Origin of the sequence: Intrasporangium chromatireducens Q5-1 (genome assembly GCF_000576575.1) — a bacterium.
GTDB classification, from domain to species: domain Bacteria; phylum Actinomycetota; class Actinomycetes; order Actinomycetales; family Dermatophilaceae; genus Intrasporangium_A; species Intrasporangium_A chromatireducens.
Genome location: NZ_AWQS01000005.1, coordinates 43777 through 61021, shown reverse-complemented (window position 1 = coordinate 61021; position 17245 = coordinate 43777). Strand labels below are relative to the sequence as shown.

The following is a 17245-nucleotide window of genomic DNA, read 5'->3' as shown; positions in this document are numbered from 1 at the left end:
ACGAACAGCAGCAGGTAGATCGCCGAGAACCACGGCGACGCGTAGACGTCGAAGAAGCCGAACCGGTCGAGCCACGGACCGCTCGACTTGTGCTGGGCGAGGTAGTCGGCGACCCGGCCGGCATCGATGTTGCGCTGCGGGAAGATCGACCCAGGCACCGCAGCGACCGAGACGAGCAGCAGCAGGAACAGCGCCGTGCGCATGCTGGTCAGCTGCCGCCAAGCCCAGCGCAGCCAGCCGACGAACCCGAGCCGTGGCAGCTCCGGCTGGGGACGCCCGCCACCCGTGCCGGACCTGCGCCCGGCACGGATCGGGGTGTTCGTGCTCGTCATCTACAGAACCGTCCGGAAGGTGCCGATGAAGTGGACCTGCAGCCAAACCATGACGGTCTCCCACAGGCCGGTGACGAGCATGACCCCGACCAGCAGCAGGACCAGTCCCCCGACGAGCTGGATCGCGCGCTGGCGGCGGCGCAGCCAGGCACTGGCCCGGCCGGCCTTCTCCCACGCCGCGGCCATCAGCAGGAACGGCACGCCGAGGCCCAGGCAGTAGGCGACCGCGAGCACCATCCCACGACCGACGGTGCCCGACCCCGCGCTCAGCGGCGCGGTCATCGCATAGATCGCCCCGAGGGTCGGGCCCAGGCAGGGGCTCCACCCGATCCCGAAGACCGCCCCGAGCAACGGCGCCCCGGCGAGGCCGGCCCTGGGCCGCCAGGCCAGCTGGGCGGCATACCCCTTCCCGAGGCCGAGGAACAGCAGCGCGGTGACGATGACGACAACCCCACCGACCCGCATCAGGAGCCCGCGCTGGGCCTGCAACGCCAGGCCGAGCACCGAGAAGCCGAACGCCATCGCGAGGAAGACGGCGGAGAAGCCCAGGACGAACAGCAACGCCCCGAGCACGAGCCGGCCCCGCGAGCGGTCCTTCAGGGACACGTCACCCAGACCGGTGACATAGCCGAGGAAGCCCGGCACGAGCGGCAGCACGCACGGCGACGCGAACGAGACAAACCCCGCCGCCAGTGCGACGGCCGCCGCCACGACGACCGACCCGGTCAGCACGTCCGGGGACACGCCTCAGCCCTCGGCCAGCACATCGTCGACGAGCCCTTCAAGAGTCGCCCGCGTCACCGGGCCGGAAACCCGCGCCGCGATACGCCCCTTGCGGTCCAGCACCAGCGTCGTCGGCGTCGCCACCGCCTTGCCCTGCAACGCGATCAGCGGCACGCCCCCGTCATAGGCCAGCGACGGGTAGGTGACCTTGTTCGCACGCTGGAACGCCAGCCCCGACTCCGGGCTCTCCTGCGTGTCCAGGCCGATGAACCCGACATCCAGCCCCTTGGCCTGCATCCGCTCCCACGCCTTCTCCAGCGCCGGTGTCTCCTCGATGCACGGCGGGCACCAAGAACCCCACACGTTCACCACCATGACCTTGCCCTTCACGCCCTCCATCGACCAGGGCCTGCCCTCGAGCGTCGTCCCGACCAGCGCAACCGCACTGCCGCGCTGACCCGGGTCGATCTGCTCGATCGTGCCGTCGCCCGAGATGTACCCCTTCCGGTCGCCGGCCTTCGCCTGGGCCTCGATCGAGTTGGGGTCCGACGAGCACGCCGCGGTCAGGGTGATCGCCGCCCCGGCCAGCACGACTACGCCCCACCGCACCACCGTCCGTCGGCCGACCGGGCGGATCCGGTGGTGCAGGCCTGCGTCGGGCAACATGTCCGGTGACTTCATCCACGCTCCTTGATGTTCGACTCATGACCATAACCAGAGAGGTATTGGGCCACGCCTGCGGGGCCGGCGAGGTGATGGCGGATGCGCGGCACCGTTCCCTGCCTGTTGAGTTGTTCGGCGGACCGATTCAGTGCCGGCGCTGAGGGCCGCGACGGCCTCCGCCTTGCCGATGGGCAGGAGCGCGGCCCGCAAGTTGGTCCGTTCACCGCCCTGCAGGGGAGCTCGTGCCGTCCGTTCCGCCGGTGCAGGCGGCGCCCCGCTCAGGCGTCTGCGGGCCCTGACGGTATTCCTTGACGAACTCAGGCAGACGCGGGTCGTCGACGCCCGTGAGCTCGAGCTGCTTGCCCCAGGCGGAAGCGACGATTGGGGCGCGGAGCCCCGGGTATGGTGAGAGCACCACGTAGGTGTCGGGCAGCTCCTTCGCCAAGGCCGCCACTTGGTCCTTGGGCAGGTCCGGCCGGTAGGTGACCCAGACCGCTCCGTGCTCCAGGGAGTGCACGGCGTTCTCGTTCGGCACAGGCTGCGAGTAGACGCCGCAGTTGAGCCACACCGGTGCATGCTCGCCCCCGGCAGGCGGCGTCTGCGGGTAGGTCACGGGCGTGGTGACGTGCCCTTGGGCCACCGTGAAGGACCTGACCGCGTCGAGCGCCGGCCGGCTCGCCTGCTCGCGCACGATGACAAGCGTCACCGCGACGGCGATGGCGGCAACGACCGCCGTGATCGAGGCCCAAAGCGCGATGGTGCGGCGACGCTCACGCGCGCGTTCGGCCGCGCGCATGGCGGCGGCTCGCTCGCGACGCTCCTCTCGGCTGCCCGGGCGTGGGGTCGGGGTGCGTGCCATGGGTGCTAACTCCTGAGGGGTGAACCGGCGAGGACGGCCGCGCCGTCCGCCCGGTGTGTTTGCTCGTTCTGCGGCCCAGTGTCGCAGGGCCTCTTCGCGGCTGGCTCGGGCGAATCCTTCTTGACATCCGCTGCCGAAACGGTAACAACTGAGTCTGCGATTGACGGACTGGGTCGCCGGAATTGACCCTTGAACCGTTCACTGCGGGCATCCCCTGACTCCCCGTCACGTGTGGTCGGTCGGCGACGTGGCGCTACGCCGGCTCGATCCGACTCGGCGCTCAGCGTCGACTGGCCGACGCCCCTGCCGAGATAGCACAGGATCTTCATCAAACGCACATCGTTCCTATCGGCTCTCCGAGGGAGGCTGGACATCGCAATCAACGCCAGGCCGACGGACAGAAGATGACACCGGCCCGGGCTGCGGCACGACTTCCCCCAGTGGTGCTGCAGCGGGCGGTGGAACGGTTTCTCGCATGACCGTCCCACCGCCCTGTTGGTTGACCACGCACCAACGTGGATCAGTGGGGGTCATCCGACGCTCGGGCGGTCTCTACGACGAAGGGGCGGTAGGGGTCGTCAATGATCACTCGATCTGTGGTGCTGCAGTCCAAGGCGGTCACGGCAGCCGGGTGGAGGCGTTCGGCGTCGCTGGTTCCGTGGACGAGGATGAGCACAGCTGACGGCTTCAGCAGTGGTGCCAGCGTCTTCAACTCCACAGCCAACTGGGCCGGGCCTCCCAGGTAGTAGAGCACCTCTGCAACGACCAGGACTGCGATCGAGCTGACGCCGACAGCTTGCAGCGCTGCCCCCGCGCCACGGGCATCGGCCTGCTCGACCTGCACGTGAGACTGGTGGGCGGTCCGCCGGCGGGCAGCTGTCACGGCGAGCGGGCTGATGTCGAGCCCGACAATCCTGGTGTGCGGGTACCCATCGGCGAGAGCTTGTAAGTTGTGGCCATCGGCGCAGCCGAGCTCAACGATGGGGCCGGCGTCGCCTGCCGCAGGCGGGACACCGTCCACCAGCGCCACCCGCTTCCGTCGCTCATAGGGAAGCATGTCGTAACGCCACGGGTCCTCCGACAACGAGAACAGCACCTTGAACACGCCGGCCCGGGTGCGTCGGGCCAGCCGAGGTGGCAGGGACGCGAGGACCCGGAAGGCGGTTCGGTGCAGCCACTCCCCGAGGGGGGAGCCGGTCGGCTCGCTGGGTAGCCCCACCGACGTGGGGGAGCGCGCACGACCGCGTCCGCCAACGACGGCTACAAGCCGCGCAAGACCCAGGCCAGCTCTCCAGACTGCGACCGTCGCCAGCGACACCCCCGCCGACAGACCCGCACCCAGAAGCGTCGCGAAGAACGCCCCGTCAGCGAGCGCCAGACCCGCTCGTGGGGTCCGGGTCAGGGTCAGGCCGCGGGCCACGACGCCCGCCAGTCCGACCTCGAGCAGGCTCACGGCCGTGCCTCGGTGTGGGTCAGTGCCCACGCCGTCATCGTCGTTGTCACCGCCACCGCGACCTCGCCGACAGCGGCTGCTGCAGTCAGATGCGGACCGCGTACCGCCAGCCACCGACTGCGTCCGGGATGCGGGTGACGCCCCTGGCCGAAAGGAACAGCCCGGTCAGTCCGGCGAGGGCCGTCAGCGCCACGAGCCCTCCGGCGGCGCCGGCCGGCGGGTGGCCTGCGAGAACGAGATACACCGACGCGATGACGGACGCAGGCACGAGGAGGGCGAGAGTGACGCCGGCGGCTGCCGCGGCCAGCTCAGCGCCGCCCCGGAGCTGGCCCGTGCCCGGTCGGTCAGGGATGGCGCCACGAGCAGGTCGGCCCTGGCAAGGAGACATCGCCCGTGTGAGACCTCTGGTGCCGCCGCCCTCATCTGAACCCAGCCGGCAAGCAGCCACGCTCCGGCCGAGGCGGCTAACACCACCACCGCCATGACGTCGCTGCCCACGAGGAGGTCGCTCGCCGCACGCGCCACGCCGGCCAGCTCCCGGGCCAACCCCGGAGCGCCCGTCACCGAGCCTGTCATCGCGCCGCCTTATTCATGGCTGGTCCGGAACCGCCCGGAGGCACGTGCATGCTGCGCGTTGTTCTCTCCGGGTCGCGCACGGGACAGGCGTGTCTCGAGCTCAATGGCGCGACGCTGCCTGCTCAGTGGCCTGGATGACCATGCCACGAGGGCCGCCAGCGTCAGCACGGCCGACCACTCCGGAAGGTCGCCGAGGCGAGCGGCAAGGGTGAGCTGCTCCCGGAGCGGGAGGTCACCTTGGATGACCTGCTGCGTGAACAGGGCCGTTGTCTGGGTGGCGGTCCCGTCTGGCTTGATGAGCGCGCTTTGGCCGACCGTCGAGATGTGGACCACGGCTCGCCCGAACTCCATGGCGCGGATGCGGCTGATCGCCAACTGTTGCGCGGATTCGGCCGTGAAGCCGAACGTGGCGTTGTTGGTCTGCACCACGAGGACGTTCGCGCCCTGTTCGACTGCGTCACGCATGAGGGCGTCGTAGGCGACTTCGAAGCAGATCGCGAGCCCAGCCCTGATCTGGGAGCCGCCGGCCGCCGCGGTAGTGAAGATGCCCGTGGTGTCGCCGGCCACGATGTCTCGCCGGACCAGGTCGACTTGCTTGCTGAAGGTGCGCCAGAAGTCGCGGTTCGGGATGTATTCAGCAAACGGCACGGGGTGCTGCTTGACGTAGCGTGCGGTGTTGCCGCGGCCCGGTTCGAAGAGCAGCGAGACGTTGGAGAGCCGGTCCTCGGGCTCTTCGAGAAGACCTCCGACGATCAGCGGGACGCCTAGCGCGGCAACGGTCCCATCGATCAGCGAGCGGGCATCGGCGTTACGCAGCGGGTCGATGTCCGAGGCATTCTCGGGCCACACCACCAGATCCGGTCTGGGCGTACGCCCGGACGCCACGTCCCGCTGGGCGCGCAGCGTAGCCTCAACGTGGTTGTCCAGCACAGCCCGCCTTTCGGCATTGAAGTCCAGCCCGGGCTGCGGAACGTTTCCCTGGACCCCGAGAAGCCGGGCCGTCGGCCCGTCGAGCGGTAACGCCACGGCGTACCCCGACACGGACAGACCCGCCACAGCGCCCAATGCGACCACCGCTCGCGTCCTCGCCGTGTGGCGGCCGACGGCCGTGCCCCGGTGGGCGAGCAGAACGTGCTGGACACACCGACCGACCAGTGCACCGGTGAGCGCCACGATGAACGCCACGAACGGGGTGCCGCCGATGGCGACAAGCCGACCGAAGGGCGAGTCGGCCTGGCTGAACGCCAGCTTCAGCCATGGGAAGCCACCGTAGGGCGTCCGTGACCGCAGACCCTCAACAACAACCCATACGAGGGCGAACGCGACCGGCCGTACCGCGCCAGCACGGCTCAACCACCCATACAGCGCGCCGGCGAGACCGAGGAAGAGCGCTTCCAATAGGGACAGTGCGACCCATGGCACCGGCCCGACGTAGATCCCGGACCAGTGAAGGCTCGGCAGGAAGAAGGACGACCCGGCGATCAGGCCCAGGACCAGTCCTCGCCGAGGGCCTGTCCCGGTCAGGACGAGAGCCAGCGCCGCTGTGGACAGGGGCGCGGCCACCCACACGTTGAACGTGGGAAAGGCCAGAAACATGAGGCCACCGGCCAGTAGCGCAATGAGACTGCGGCACAGGAACACCACAGACCGGAGGTAACGCATGCCGATGAGCAGTGCAGCGATCCGGCCGGGTCTGGCCATAGCCGAAGCCGTGCCATTTAACGGCGTTGCGCCCGGCGGTCGGATGTTCATTGCAGCCCTCTCAGAAAGGGTGGACACTGTCAAGCCCTTCACGGGGTAGGACCTGCACCACGCGTTGACAGGCCACGGGCGACGGCCCGGAGGCGAGGACGGATCATCCGAGCCATGCGCGCGGGTTCACGGGACGGCCGTCCTCGTAGGCGCCGAAGTGGAGATGGCAGCCGGTCGAGAACCCCGTCGTGCCCACAGACCCGATCAGTTGGCCCCGGCGGACGGGACCACTGAACCGTGCGATCCGCGACAGGTGGTTGTAGCTGGTGACGAGGTCGACGCCGCGGCGGATACCGTGATCGACGAGAACCTGGTTGCCCCAGCCGCTCGAGTTCCACCCGGCACGGATGACCTGGCCGTCAGCAGCAGCATAGACAGGGGTCCCGCATGCGGCTGCGATATCGAGCCCGTCGTGGAGCATCCACTTCTGCAGGACGGGGTGCCACCGCATCCCGTATGGGGAGGTGACCTCGCCGGCGACCGGGCCAGCCAGCCTGCCCGATGCCGTGACAGGCGGAATGGACGGCTGACGTTGCTCGGCCTGTCGGGCGATCCGGGCGCGCTCGGTCAGCACAGCCTGAAGACGCCGCGCATCTGCTTGCTTGGCGGCCAGCTGGCGCTCTTCCTGGGCCTTGCGGGCGGCGAGCTCCTGCGTCTGGCGTGTCTGCGTGGAGCGCAGCCCTACCAAGAATGCTCGCGCAGCGGCCGCGTTGCCACGTGCCGTGGCCGCGTTCTGCTTCGCGCTCTCGGCTTGAGTGGCGGCGGAGGCAGCGGTTCGTGTCGCGGCCTGCGCCGCGTTCCACGAGCGACGCGACTCATCCCGCAGAGCGCGGACCTCTCGGGCCACCGCCGACAGATAGGCCTGTGTTGCCCGACCCTCGCTGACAGCGGCGCTCACCCGATCGATGGCATCAGCACCGATCTGGCTGGCGATGTCGGCCAGGGCCGTGCGCTCGGACACCGTCTGTAGTGAGGACATGCCGAGCATCAGGCTCAGCTGCGGGGAGGGCTGACCAGATTGAAAGACCTCGGCTGCGTACGCGTCGAGGGCGTCCTGGGTGGCAGCCAACCGTGCCGCATCGAGGGAACGCTGCTCGGTAGCTCGTTGTTGTCTGGTGGCCGCCTCCGCCAGCCTCTGCGCATCCGCCTCGTATCGAGCCTTGGCCTGCCGTTCCGCATCGAGCGCGTGCTCCTTGACTGCCAAGGCGGAGCGCGCTGCTTCGGTCGAGACGTCCAGGGCCTGCTGCGCCCTGGTCAACTGCTCCTGGGCTTGGGTGAGGCGGGCCTCGGTGCCCTTCAGCGCCAGGTACGAGGCAGCCAGTTCCGCCCCCGTGTCCCGGAGGGCCTGCTGGAGCCGGGCGGCGTCCCGATCAGCCTCCCGCTTCTTATCCTCGATGCTGTCCGCCGCCGCGGGCCAGCCCAGGACCCCGGTGAAGAGCGCAATCAGGGCGACGCATACCGCGCGGCGCCAGCGCGGTGATGCCGCCGAAGGCGCGAACGGGGGCGCAGCGACATGGGGATGGCGCCCCCGGTTGGCGGCGAGCGTGTCAACGATCATGGACGAGAGAGGGCAGGGTTCGCGTTGGTAGCGAAGTCCCAGGGGGATCATGGCATCTCCTGTGGGGCTGACCGAGGCGCGGTGGAGCGGCGGAGTCCGAGGTGGGTCGCCTCGATGATGGCGGCAGCCTCGGGCGTGGCAAGGGTGGTGTGTCGTACGCCGCGTCCGGTTGATGTGGTGGGCAGCGTCATCGTGAAGGTCGACCCCTGCCCGGGGCCAGGACTAGACGCCGTGAGCGAGCCGCCGAGCGCGTCCGCGAGGGCCCGGCTGATGGTCAGGCCGATCCCTGCGCCGCCCTGTGTTCGGTCGCGGGCGGTGTCGCCCCGGTAGAACCGCTCGAACACGTGCGGCAACTGCTCGGCAGGAATGCCGTCGCCGTTGTCCGTCACGCGGAAGACCACCTCGGCCCGATCACGGAAGGCAACCACCAACACCGTCCCCCCTTCGGGGGTGTGCCGCAGCGCGTTGCCGAGCAGATTGGCGATGATCTGCCCGAAGCGTTGAACATCAACATCCACGCGGAGGCCGGCGGCCCGGTCTACGTCGACTACCAGGTTGACACCCTTCAGCTGGTACGCGGCGCGGGCCGCGTCGGCGGCGACCCAGACGAGGTCGCCGACGCGGCTGGGGCGTAGATTCAACGGGATACGTCCTTCCTCTGCGCGTGACACGTCCTCCAGGTCCTCGGCGAGCCGTCCCAGGCGATCGCTCTGGTCACGCAGAACAGCTGCAACGGTTTCGTCCCAGGCCACCACGCCCTCCTGCAGCCCCTCGCTGTAGGCGCGGACCGTGGATACGGGAGTGCGCATCTCGTGGGCCAGATCCGCCAGCAGCTGCCGGCGGGTGTCCTCGACCTGCTCCAGTCGCGTGGCCATCGTGTTGAACGCCTCCGCCAGCGTGTCGAGCTCGCGGCTGGCCCCAGTGATGGCGACGCGACGGTCATAGTGCCCGCGGGAGACCTCCCGCGCCGCGCGGGTCAGAGCTCCCAGAGGGATCTGTAGGCGGCGACTGAGGTACCACGCCACGACGGACGCACACGCGACGGCGACGAGCAGGGCGACGCCCAGCGAGGTGAGGCTGCTGTCCCGATACGCCTCCTCGATGTGCACGATTTCGGGTGAGTCCGCCGCGTGCCCCGCCTCGATCAAATGCTCGTGGAATATCGGCGGGCCGAGGACAGCGGCGACAAGCGCGGCGGTGATGATGCTGGCCACGAGCACCGCAAGCAGAGCCGCCATGAACCTGCTGGCCAGCCCTTGGGCACCCCACAATCGTCGGACACCGGACCACCTCGACCAGCCGGCGCAGTCGCTCCGAGAAGAGGTCATCCACGGCCCATCCGATACCCGACGCCGCGCACCGTGGTGAGGAATCGGGGGCTGGCCGAGTCATCGCCGAACTTGCGACGCAGGTGGGCGATGTGCGCGTCAACGATGTGCTCGTCGCCCACCCACGCCGCATCCCACACCTCGTCAATCAGCTGCCGCCGCGACCAGGCCAGGTTGGGTCGCTCGCTGAGAACGGCGAGGATGTCGAACTCGGTGCGTGTGAGGGCCACCGGCGCCCCATGCAGGGTCACCTCCCGGCTCTCGGTGTCGACGCGCAGGGGACCGAAGACCCCTACCCTCCCCTCGCCGGTACGGGGCATATCGCGGCGCGCCAGTCGGGGACGACGCAGCACGGCCTGCACGCGCGCAACCAACTCGCGAGGGCTGAACGGCTTCGTGACGTAGTCGTCGGCGCCGACGGACAGTCCGATGAGCTTGTCCGTCTCGTGGGTGCGCGCGGTCAACATGATGATGTAGGAGTCGCTGAAGGTGCGGACCTGGCGGCACACCTCAACACCGTCCAGTCCCGGCAGTCCAAGGTCGAGGATCACGACGTCGGGGTCCTGCTCTCGGGCTGCTGCCACGCCTTCCGGGCCGGAGTGAACCAGAGCCGCGGCGAAGCCCGCCTGGCTCAGGTAGTTGCCGACGAGCGTGGCGAGCGAGCGCTCATCATCGACGACCAGGACGCGCGCGCCAGGGGACTCGGTGGTCGGACTGCTCATCCCGACAGTGTCCACGCCCGAACCTGGCACCGGTAACGCCACAAGATCAGAGGGCGCAACCTTCGCTAGATCTTCATGAAACCTACATCGAACACCAATGATCAGGGCCGACTCTTTCTCTGAGATGCCGCCCCGACGGCACCCGCGTCCTTGACCGCTCACGCGCAGCCAGATCAGGCGGCCCTAGGAGGACCACCCGAGGCCGCGGGGTCAAATGGGATCCGGAAAAGGGCCGAAAGGCGACGAAGGATGAGCAGGAGGAACGACATGATGTGGACCTCCGGTATGGGCCCCGGGATGTGGCTGCTGATGGCCGCCGGCATCCTCGGCTTCTGGGTTCTGATCGCCATGCTGGTGCGCGCCATCTTCAGCAATCCCGCCCGCGGCGGCGAACCGACCGTAGACCGGAGTCCGCTGCACGTGCTGGCCGACCGGTTGGCGCGCGGTGAGATCACCCCCGAGGAGTACGAGCAGCGCCGGCGAGCCTTGACCGACCTGACAGCGTCGGCGGATCCACCGGCGCCGGGAGTCGGTCTGCAGTCATCTGTATCAGTCCCCGATCCGACGAAAGACCATCACCGATCGTCATGAGGTTCCTTCCCGACCCATCTTGCTCGCCAGCCTGCGTGGGGCAGGTTTCCTCTCAGTGACCCTTCAGTCGTTCCAGCAAGGGCGAGAGGCCCTCCCTTCTCGTCGTCGGCAGGCGGGTCCTTCCGCACCGACGATCTGGGTGTCTGGACCGTGATCTCTCGCCCAATACCGCACGGGTGAAAGCCATCGCCGAATACGTCGCCGGACCGCAGCGTCCGGGCCGCCGAATTGACCTCTAAAGGAGAACTCGCGTGTCACCCCGCTCGTCAGCAGTTGACCCGTTCGCGGCATACAGTCGCTACCGGCGCCGCGTCCGCCTCGGCCAAGCACTCATGGTGGTCGGCGGGGTCATCGCCGCCGTGCACCTTGTGATGCACCTCGCGGGCAGCCCCTCCGGCTGGACCGATCTCGCGGCCGGCTACCCCATCGCCGGACTGATTTTCCTCGCCGGCGTCTGGCTGGCTGGGCAGACCGAACCCAAGCGCAAGCGGTGACCACCGCAGGCATCCCCGCACACGCACTGCTCCCGCTTGCCTTACTGTTCACGGCAGCAGCCGCGCTGACGGCCAGCCTGGCATTCCGGCTGGCCCGCGCATCGCAGCGCCGCGCGGGATGGCTGGCGATTGGGGCGCCGCTCATCCCTGCCGTGCGGCCACACCTAGCGCGCGACGGGGCGGACCTCGCTGCGATCGTCCTCGCCAGCGTGGTGCTGTTCGTAGCCGTCATGTATGCCCAGCGGACACGTGTCGCGCAGCTTCCGCTGCTCTGGGGTTCGTGGGTGGACCGGTATGCCGATCGACTGGCCGGCGAGCAACTCATGGATCCGATTCGGGCCAAGACCGGTCGACGCGCCCGGCGGCGCTATGACCTACGGCGCTGGCGCGGTGTCAACGACTAGGGCGGACATGCCCGGGCCGGCGCTCGCCGTGCTTCCCAAGACGGGCGCCCCCCCGTGGCGCAACTGACTTCCGAGGCCCGAGACCCCCACCCGCAGCCGGGGAGCGCGTCTTCATCAAACCTTCATGGAAACCGCACGGCTCCCCGGTCACGCTCGATCAGGCTGTTCGCCTGTTCTGGACCTACCACGACACCCCGAGCGTTGATCTGAAGGTACTGCACAGGCCGGTCAACGTCACTGGTGTCCTTGAGGAGTTGCTGAATGCTTTCATTCGTCCGTCGGTGGCCCCGCCGCTCCAGCATCCGGACCAGCCGGTGTCCTCACCGGGTGCTCCGGGGCCGGAGGACCAATACCCGGCATGCACGGCGGCTCGGCCGACACGAGCGGGATGACAAGTCGGAGCACGACGTCGAGCCCCCCTCCAGAGCCTCCGACGCAGGCCGGGCCGGTGACGTGATGTTCGTCCAGATGATGATGACCACACCACCAACAGGCCGTCGAGATGGCCGACATCGCGCTCGGCAAACGGGGGGGCGCCCCGGCGCCCGTCCGCAACTGGGGACCCAGATCAAGGCCGGACAAGGCCCGGAGATCCAGACCATCCGCACCTGGCTTCAGTCTTGGGGTGCGCCCGAGCCCACGGCAGGAACGAGCGCGACGTCAGGTCAGAGGATGATGAAGGACGCTGACATGAACGCCGTCAAGGCCGCCGGCGGCGCGGGGTTCGACCAGCAGTGGGTGACCCTAATAACCGCTCAACAGGAGAGGGCTACCGCCATGGCCAAACAGGCCCTTACGACGCAGAACCTTCAGGTTAAGGCCCTCGTCGAGGCCGTCGTCAAGGCCCAGAACGAGGAGACTGCCACCATGAAGGACCTTGTTACGACCGATCCCTCCCGTGATTCAAGACGGGACCGTCGCGGACGTGACGCGGTGAGGCGATGATAGGCGCCTTCGTCGCACCGGCCGTGGAGTGGAGCTACTCCACGATCCCGACCGTGCTGGGCATCTCGCCCCACGGTCTGCTCTCTGCGGTCGGCATCCTACTGGCGTGGGTGCTGCTGCGCCGTACCCTGCACAACCGAGGGCTAGACATCAGCGCCGCTGAGTCCGCCGTCGGTTGGGCCATTCCGGCTGGTCTGGTCGGCGCCAGGATCGACTACGTAGTCTCCCACCCGGGCCAGTTCGGGTCGCTCTGGCAGATGCTCGAGGTGTGGCGCGGTGGCATGGCCCTGTTCGGAGGGCTCCTGGGAGGCGTACTGGGCGGGCTGATCGTGCTGCGCCGCCGTGGGGCGCGCGTGCTGCCGATCCTCGACGCGGCAGCGGCCCCGCTCGCGGCCGGGATCGCGATCGGGCGCGTCGGCGACCTGATGCTCAGCGATCATCTCGGTCGACCCCTCACCGGCACATGGGGCATCGGCTACGTGATCCGGCCCGGCTCGATCCTGGCCCCCGGCTTCTCCCCAAGTCCTGCGCGCCCCCCGGGTCTCGGCGAGAGCTGCAGGGACCTGGGATCCTTCTACGCGGGCTGCACGTACCACCTCACACCGGCCTACGACCTGATCGCTGCCGCCGCCATCGCGCTGGTCCTGGTCGGGTGCGCGAGGTGGACCCGGCGCGTGCCCGGGGTCGCAATCGGTCTCTTCGCGCTGCTCTACGCCGGGCAGCGGTTGGCTCTGGACGGAGCCCGCGGGATCGACGAGCGGCCATTCGCGGGGCTGACCGGCACCCAGCTGATCGCCGTCATCGTGGTGACAGCGGCGGCGATATCGATCGCCGCCGCCGTCGCCCGGCATCGGACTCGCTCCACCGCTACCACTCCGGAGGCCCCGAAATGTCGGTCCACGGGCAACACGAGCGACCGGGACGGTGTCGTCACGGCCGTGGAGCCCTCGGGCCTCCGCACGCTATCCACACCAACCCCCGGACGCGAGCACCCGGGCGGCGACCCCTCCGGGCCGAGAGACACAGCGTGACGTAGGGCCACCCGGCGTTGCGGGCGTGGTCGGCCAGCCGGGCAGCATACTCGGTGATCCATAGCGCTTTCAGTGCGGCGGCAAGGCGGGTCTCCTTGAGCGGCTTGCTCCGCGACAGCAGCCTTGCGCGTCACGGCTGGTTCACCTCCTCGAGGCGGAAGGCGCGGTCGTACTCGCCCAGGTTCGCCACCACGCCCTCCTCGGCCGACGTGGCGGGGCCGGTAATGCTGGTAGTCGTGCGGCAGCGCCGAGACGTGTGCGGGATCGGTCACAGGTCATGCCGCGGGCCGACCGGCGCGGGGTGCTCGGCCACCAGCGGCCGCTGTGTGGTTGTGACAGCTTGGAATCCAGCGAACGTCGCAATACCAAGCAGGGTGGAGCACGTCATGGAGGAGAGCCAGCAGGTCGGAAGGTGCCGGGTCCGGCGCCGTTGACGCGGCAGCGGCAAGAGTACGCGGCCCATCGCGCGCGGGGTCAGCAACGCTGAGGCTTGCCGGCTCGTCTGAGTGAACCGGCGGACCGGGATATCGGTGGCGGCAGGGGCAGCACCGGCTCCTGGTCCTCCGCGAGCAGGTCACTGGCCACAGGTGGGCCGCCGAATGATGCTACGACCCGCCGTTGGCGGTGGGCAGTCACCGGCTGAACGGGTCGTTGAAGCCCGCGGAGGAGGCGAAGTGGGCGCCGAGGTGAACGAACGAGGAGGTCTCGAAGAAGCGGTTGCGGCGTTCGACAGCGCCCTCGGACTCCGGATCCCTTGGCGGCAGCAGCACCACCTTGATCGTCAGCGGCCCGGCAAAGACCGCAACCGGTTCGGTGAGCCCGCGCCGTCCGATGCCGCGCTCACGGCCAAAAATCAGCCAGCGCGGCACCCGTCCGAGCTAACTGAAGTGCGCCCAAGATCCCAGCAGCAAGTCGCGCGCCTTGCGGGTGGGGATCATCTGCCCGAGCGTGTACCGGGAGTACCAGCAGGTCATGACCAGCACCGGCAGCAGGGGGCGTGAGCCGTCCTCGAGCAGGTTCTTGCGCGGCGGGAACCACACGTCACACTGGGCCAGGTCCCCGGCTAGCCAACTCAGCCGGTCGGCCGGGGGGCGGGACGGTGGTCAGACCGCAGGCGGTTGACGTTGTCCCGAAACCCGCGGATCGAGCCGGTCCGCCCCAACCCGCGCGGCCAGCACCATCGCGGGCATGTCCGGGGGCCCGCCAACAGCTAACGCACCCGCGCCTCGAACGGACGAATGACGTCTGTCCCGGTGCCCAACCTCCTGGCGATCGCGGCCGTCACCCTCTCTCGAAGAGGGCACACTTTTCGAGCGTCGCCGACAGTGGGATTCGATCCGGGGTTGTCGTGCCGCGGGCGGAGCCTCGATGATGGTTACGAGCGTGGCACGGACAAAGAGTGCCCGCCCACCCCACAAGGAAGGCAGAGGCGATGCGCAGAGTTCTCAAGGCCGCGGTAGTCCTAACGATCGCGGGTGCCGGGTTGCTCGTCGCATCCCCCGCGCAGGCTGCGGATGCGAACTCCGATTTTGGGCAGCATGTGCGCGCGTGCGCCCAGACGATGGGCTTCGACGGGACGATGAACCCAGGCATGCACCAGGGCAGGTCCGGTTGGGATCCGAGCCACGACTGCCCCATGGCCTGAGCGCCTATCCCGGGGTCCCTCTGGCCCGAGTTGTGCCCGGCGGACACCGAAGCGCCGCCGGTCTGACCCGGGGTCAGGGGGCCCTGCGCCGTGCCGGCGCCCGGCCCTTTCGGGTCGATACGACCAGGATGCGGCCTGCCAGTGACAACGAGGCCAGCGCGGCGACGGCGCTGACGGCGGTCAGCAACGCGGTGAGGTGGCCGGCAGGCATCCGCAGCGTCTGGGAGAGAATGCCGACCGAGAGTATGGTAGCGGCCACGAGGACCCAGAAGTTCCTGCGGACGCGGTCGATGGCGGTCATGGGGCAAACGTCCTTCTGTTGGAACTGCCGACCCGCTACATGTTGAGGTGTGCGGCGGGGGTCGTGACCGCCATGAGGATGGTCAGCACGATTAGGGCGGTCAGGACGAGAGCCCCGATCGTCATGGCGACGGGTCGGGTCCGCCAGGACCGCTTGGGGTTTCGGTCGACGAACGGGACGGCGAACAGCAGCAGGAAGAAGGCCAGGCCTCCCCAGAGGATGGCTGGGAGCCCGAACCAGTTCTCCAAGGTGAACATCCACCAGAACGGCCACATCGGCTTGGTGACTTCGATCCCCGCCACGGGGGTGGACCCGACCGGTGGCGGGAAGAAGACCGCGACGGCACTGAGGACGGCGAGCAGCACGAGCCCGAAGGCGCCGACGCGGCGCAGGTGGTGGGTGAACGGCTCTTGTGCCTCCGAGTAGGTCTCTCCGGATGGGGTGGTGACCTGCGCGAGGCCAGCCGGCCCGTCCTGCACCGGGCTGCCCGAGACGAGGTTGGCCGGCGTGTCCGGTGCGGGTGCGGGCAGTCCGGGGTGGCTGGAGATCTTGTGCTTCTTGATGAGCAGTGCATGCAGGATGACCAGGAGAACCAGCAGGCCGGGGATGAGCATGATGTGTGCCGAGTAGAGCCGAACCAGGATGGGGGTGTGCGCGGCGAACGTCGAGGAGAACCAGAAGCCGGCGCCGCCGAGGATCTTGCCGAGCTCCAGGTTGTGGGCCAGGGCCTCGTAGCCTTCCTGGTCCCATTTGAGGACGGTGCCGGTGAAGATGGCCAGCAGGGTCAGGCCGAACATGCTCACCCCGATGAGCCAGTTCGCCTCGCGCGGTCGCTTGTACGAGCCGTGGAAGAAGACCCGGATCAGGTGCAGCGCGGCGAGGACATACATGGCTTGTGCGGTCCAGAAGTGCAACGAGCGCAGGAACCGGCCGAGCATGATGTCCTCGACGATCGTGCGGACGCTGGCGTTGGCGACCTCGGGCGTCGGGTCGTAGAACTGGGCGAGCACGACGCCGGTGGCGATGAGGATGAGCAAGGCTGCGGCGGTCAGCCCGCCGAGGCTCCACGCGAGATTGTTGGCATGCTCCGGGACCGGGTAGCGCAGGGCATCCAGCCCGAGCCGTTGGTCGACCGCCTGCACGAAGCGGCGTGACCGGGAGGGCCGAAGGACGGGCGGGGCCGGCGGCGTGGTGCTGATCTGTGACATGGCGCTCAACCTGCCTGGCTCTGCCGGGCGCGGCGGCGCAGGTCGTGGATCGAGTGTTCCGGACGGAACCTGGCGCCGAGGAATACCCCGGCCACGGCGGCGAGCAGGGCCAGCCCGAGCAGGGTCGCGTCGATACCCGTGAGGGGCCCACGGCCGGGCAGCTCGTCGGTGACGGTCTGGGTGCCGGGCTGTTCCTCGGTCGCGAGGCTGACGGACGCGAGCCCGGGTGGCACCTGAAGGACATGCCGCACGTTGAGGCCGGTGAGGTCGACCTTGGCTCCGATCGACTGCTCGAGCAGCGTGCGGACCTGGCGCATGTTGCCTGCCGACAGGGCGGTCATGGCGCGTTTGACCGCGGCGAGGTTGACACCCGACTGGTCGGCCGACTCCTGGGCGTCCTTGAGTTTGTCGGTGATGGCGTCCATGTTGTCAGGGGTGTTGACGACGTAGGCGAGCGCCTGCAAGACGCTCTCCCGTGCTGGGACAGCTCCCTCGTCCCCGTGGGCGAAGGCCACCTGGGGCAGGCTGAGGAAGCTCGTGATGGTCAGGACGGCGACGATCAGTGCCATCCGGGCACGTGATCCGGGCGGTGATGGACGCGCCCGAAAAGGGAATGGCTCGCAGCACGTGGGCCCGACATGTCTGCTCCTTGGGGACTCC

At 69.0% G+C, this 17245-nt stretch carries 20 protein-coding genes; 5 read left to right on the top strand and 15 right to left on the bottom strand.

All coding sequences use genetic code 11. From position 1 onward, the window contains the following. The 10 genes from N864_RS01475 to N864_RS01430 all read right to left on the bottom strand — a co-directional run. The coding region (locus N864_RS01475) for a cytochrome c biogenesis ResB family protein (RefSeq protein ID WP_034712553.1) at nt 1–332 on the bottom strand (332 nt) is incomplete at its 3' end. Then, entirely contained in the window at nt 333–1076 is a 744-nt protein-coding gene (locus N864_RS01470; RefSeq protein WP_034712550.1) for a cytochrome c biogenesis CcdA family protein, read from the bottom strand. A 3-nt stretch (nt 1077–1079) separates the two neighbouring features. After that, nucleotides 1080–1736 (bottom strand): TlpA family protein disulfide reductase, encoded by a 657-nt coding sequence (locus tag N864_RS01465; protein WP_240474161.1) that lies wholly within the window; start codon nt 1734–1736, stop codon nt 1080–1082. Nucleotides 1737–1938: 202 nt separating this feature from the next. After that, nucleotides 1939–2577: a DUF3105 domain-containing protein gene (locus N864_RS01460; protein ID WP_034712547.1), complete on the bottom strand. Its 639-nt coding sequence runs from the start codon at nt 2575–2577 to the stop codon at nt 1939–1941. Nucleotides 2578–3097: 520 nt separating this feature from the next. Continuing rightward, complete coding sequence (locus N864_RS01455; protein ID WP_155892765.1) at nt 3098–4060, bottom strand: class I SAM-dependent methyltransferase; 963 nt, start codon at nt 4058–4060, stop codon at nt 3098–3100. Nucleotides 4061–4115: 55 nt separating this feature from the next. After that, complete coding sequence (locus N864_RS01450; RefSeq protein WP_034712543.1) at nt 4116–4418, bottom strand: hypothetical protein; 303 nt, start codon at nt 4416–4418, stop codon at nt 4116–4118. 197 nt (nt 4419–4615) lie between these two features. After that, nucleotides 4616–6358 (bottom strand): apolipoprotein N-acyltransferase, encoded by a 1743-nt coding sequence (gene lnt / locus N864_RS01445; RefSeq protein WP_240474160.1) that lies wholly within the window; start codon nt 6356–6358, stop codon nt 4616–4618. Between the two features lie 103 nt (nt 6359–6461). Beyond that, entirely contained in the window at nt 6462–7916 is a 1455-nt protein-coding gene (locus tag N864_RS01440; protein ID WP_081793265.1) for a peptidoglycan DD-metalloendopeptidase family protein, read from the bottom strand. A 47-nt stretch (nt 7917–7963) separates the two neighbouring features. After that, on the bottom strand, nt 7964–9154 hold the full coding sequence (locus N864_RS01435) for a sensor histidine kinase (protein ID WP_081793263.1): 1191 nt from the start codon (nt 9152–9154) through the stop codon (nt 7964–7966). 86 nt (nt 9155–9240) lie between these two features. Continuing rightward, complete coding sequence (locus N864_RS01430) at nt 9241–9966, bottom strand: response regulator transcription factor (protein WP_169735948.1); 726 nt, start codon at nt 9964–9966, stop codon at nt 9241–9243. 267 nt (nt 9967–10233) lie between these two features. On the opposite strand from N864_RS01430, the gene N864_RS01425 reads away from it, so the two are divergent. The 5 genes from N864_RS01425 (at nt 10234) to N864_RS23345 (ending at nt 13431) form a co-directional block, all read left to right on the top strand. Further along, entirely contained in the window at nt 10234–10557 is a 324-nt protein-coding gene (locus tag N864_RS01425) for an SHOCT domain-containing protein (RefSeq protein WP_081793262.1), read from the top strand. 251 nt (nt 10558–10808) lie between these two features. Beyond that, complete coding sequence (locus N864_RS01420; RefSeq protein ID WP_034712539.1) at nt 10809–11051, top strand: hypothetical protein; 243 nt, start codon at nt 10809–10811, stop codon at nt 11049–11051. Further along, complete coding sequence (locus tag N864_RS01415; protein ID WP_034712538.1) at nt 11048–11455, top strand: hypothetical protein; 408 nt, start codon at nt 11048–11050, stop codon at nt 11453–11455. Before N864_RS01420 ends, N864_RS01415 begins: the two co-directional genes overlap by 4 nt. Nucleotides 11456–11716: 261 nt before the next feature. Next, entirely contained in the window at nt 11717–12400 is a 684-nt protein-coding gene (locus N864_RS23950) for a DUF305 domain-containing protein (protein WP_081793261.1), read from the top strand. Beyond that, nucleotides 12397–13431, top strand: a complete 1035-nt coding sequence (locus N864_RS23345; protein WP_051518042.1) for a prolipoprotein diacylglyceryl transferase family protein — start codon at nt 12397–12399, stop codon at nt 13429–13431. Before N864_RS23950 ends, N864_RS23345 begins: the two co-directional genes overlap by 4 nt. A gap of 632 nt (nt 13432–14063) precedes the next feature. On the opposite strand, the gene N864_RS23340 is transcribed toward N864_RS23345, so the two are convergent. The 5 genes from N864_RS23340 to N864_RS01380 form a co-directional block, all read right to left on the bottom strand. After that, nucleotides 14064–14300 carry a hypothetical protein gene (locus N864_RS23340; protein WP_051518041.1) on the bottom strand — a complete coding sequence of 79 codons (237 nt, stop codon included), beginning with the start codon at nt 14298–14300 and terminating at the stop codon, nt 14064–14066. 9 nt (nt 14301–14309) lie between these two features. Further along, a complete protein-coding gene (locus N864_RS24475) occupies nt 14310–14471 on the bottom strand; it encodes a hypothetical protein (protein ID WP_155892764.1) in 162 nt (53 codons plus the stop codon). A gap of 678 nt (nt 14472–15149) precedes the next feature. Beyond that, nucleotides 15150–15377: a hypothetical protein gene (locus N864_RS01390; protein WP_034712530.1), complete on the bottom strand. Its 228-nt coding sequence runs from the start codon at nt 15375–15377 to the stop codon at nt 15150–15152. 35 nt (nt 15378–15412) lie between these two features. Continuing rightward, nucleotides 15413–16585: a cytochrome b gene (locus N864_RS01385; protein ID WP_034712527.1), complete on the bottom strand. Its 1173-nt coding sequence runs from the start codon at nt 16583–16585 to the stop codon at nt 15413–15415. Nucleotides 16586–16590: 5 nt separating this feature from the next. Beyond that, on the bottom strand, nt 16591–17154 hold the full coding sequence (locus tag N864_RS01380) for a hypothetical protein (protein WP_034712524.1): 564 nt from the start codon (nt 17152–17154) through the stop codon (nt 16591–16593). Nucleotides 17155–17245 lie beyond the last annotated feature (91 nt).

Coding starts and splice junctions, on each gene's coding strand:
- N864_RS01465 (WP_240474161.1), bottom strand. CDS start 1,736: ATGAAGTCACCGGACATGTTGCCCGACGCAGGCCTGCACCACCGGATC.
- N864_RS01460 (WP_034712547.1), bottom strand. CDS start 2,577: ATGGCACGCACCCCGACCCCACGCCCGGGCAGCCGAGAGGAGCGTCGC.
- N864_RS01450 (WP_034712543.1), bottom strand. CDS start 4,418: ATGTCTCCTTGCCAGGGCCGACCTGCTCGTGGCGCCATCCCTGACCGA.
- lnt (WP_240474160.1), bottom strand. CDS start 6,358: ATGAACATCCGACCGCCGGGCGCAACGCCGTTAAATGGCACGGCTTCG.
- N864_RS01440 (WP_081793265.1), bottom strand. CDS start 7,916: ATGATCGTTGACACGCTCGCCGCCAACCGGGGGCGCCATCCCCATGTC.
- N864_RS01435 (WP_081793263.1), bottom strand. CDS start 9,154: ATGGCGGCTCTGCTTGCGGTGCTCGTGGCCAGCATCATCACCGCCGCG.
- N864_RS01430 (WP_169735948.1), bottom strand. CDS start 9,966: ATGAGCAGTCCGACCACCGAGTCCCCTGGCGCGCGCGTCCTGGTCGTC.
- N864_RS01425 (WP_081793262.1), top strand. CDS start 10,234: ATGATGTGGACCTCCGGTATGGGCCCCGGGATGTGGCTGCTGATGGCC.
- N864_RS23950 (WP_081793261.1), top strand. CDS start 11,717: ATGCTTTCATTCGTCCGTCGGTGGCCCCGCCGCTCCAGCATCCGGACC.
- N864_RS23345 (WP_051518042.1), top strand. CDS start 12,397: ATGATAGGCGCCTTCGTCGCACCGGCCGTGGAGTGGAGCTACTCCACG.
- N864_RS01390 (WP_034712530.1), bottom strand. CDS start 15,377: ATGACCGCCATCGACCGCGTCCGCAGGAACTTCTGGGTCCTCGTGGCC.
- N864_RS01385 (WP_034712527.1), bottom strand. CDS start 16,585: ATGTCACAGATCAGCACCACGCCGCCGGCCCCGCCCGTCCTTCGGCCC.
- N864_RS01380 (WP_034712524.1), bottom strand. CDS start 17,154: ATGGCACTGATCGTCGCCGTCCTGACCATCACGAGCTTCCTCAGCCTG.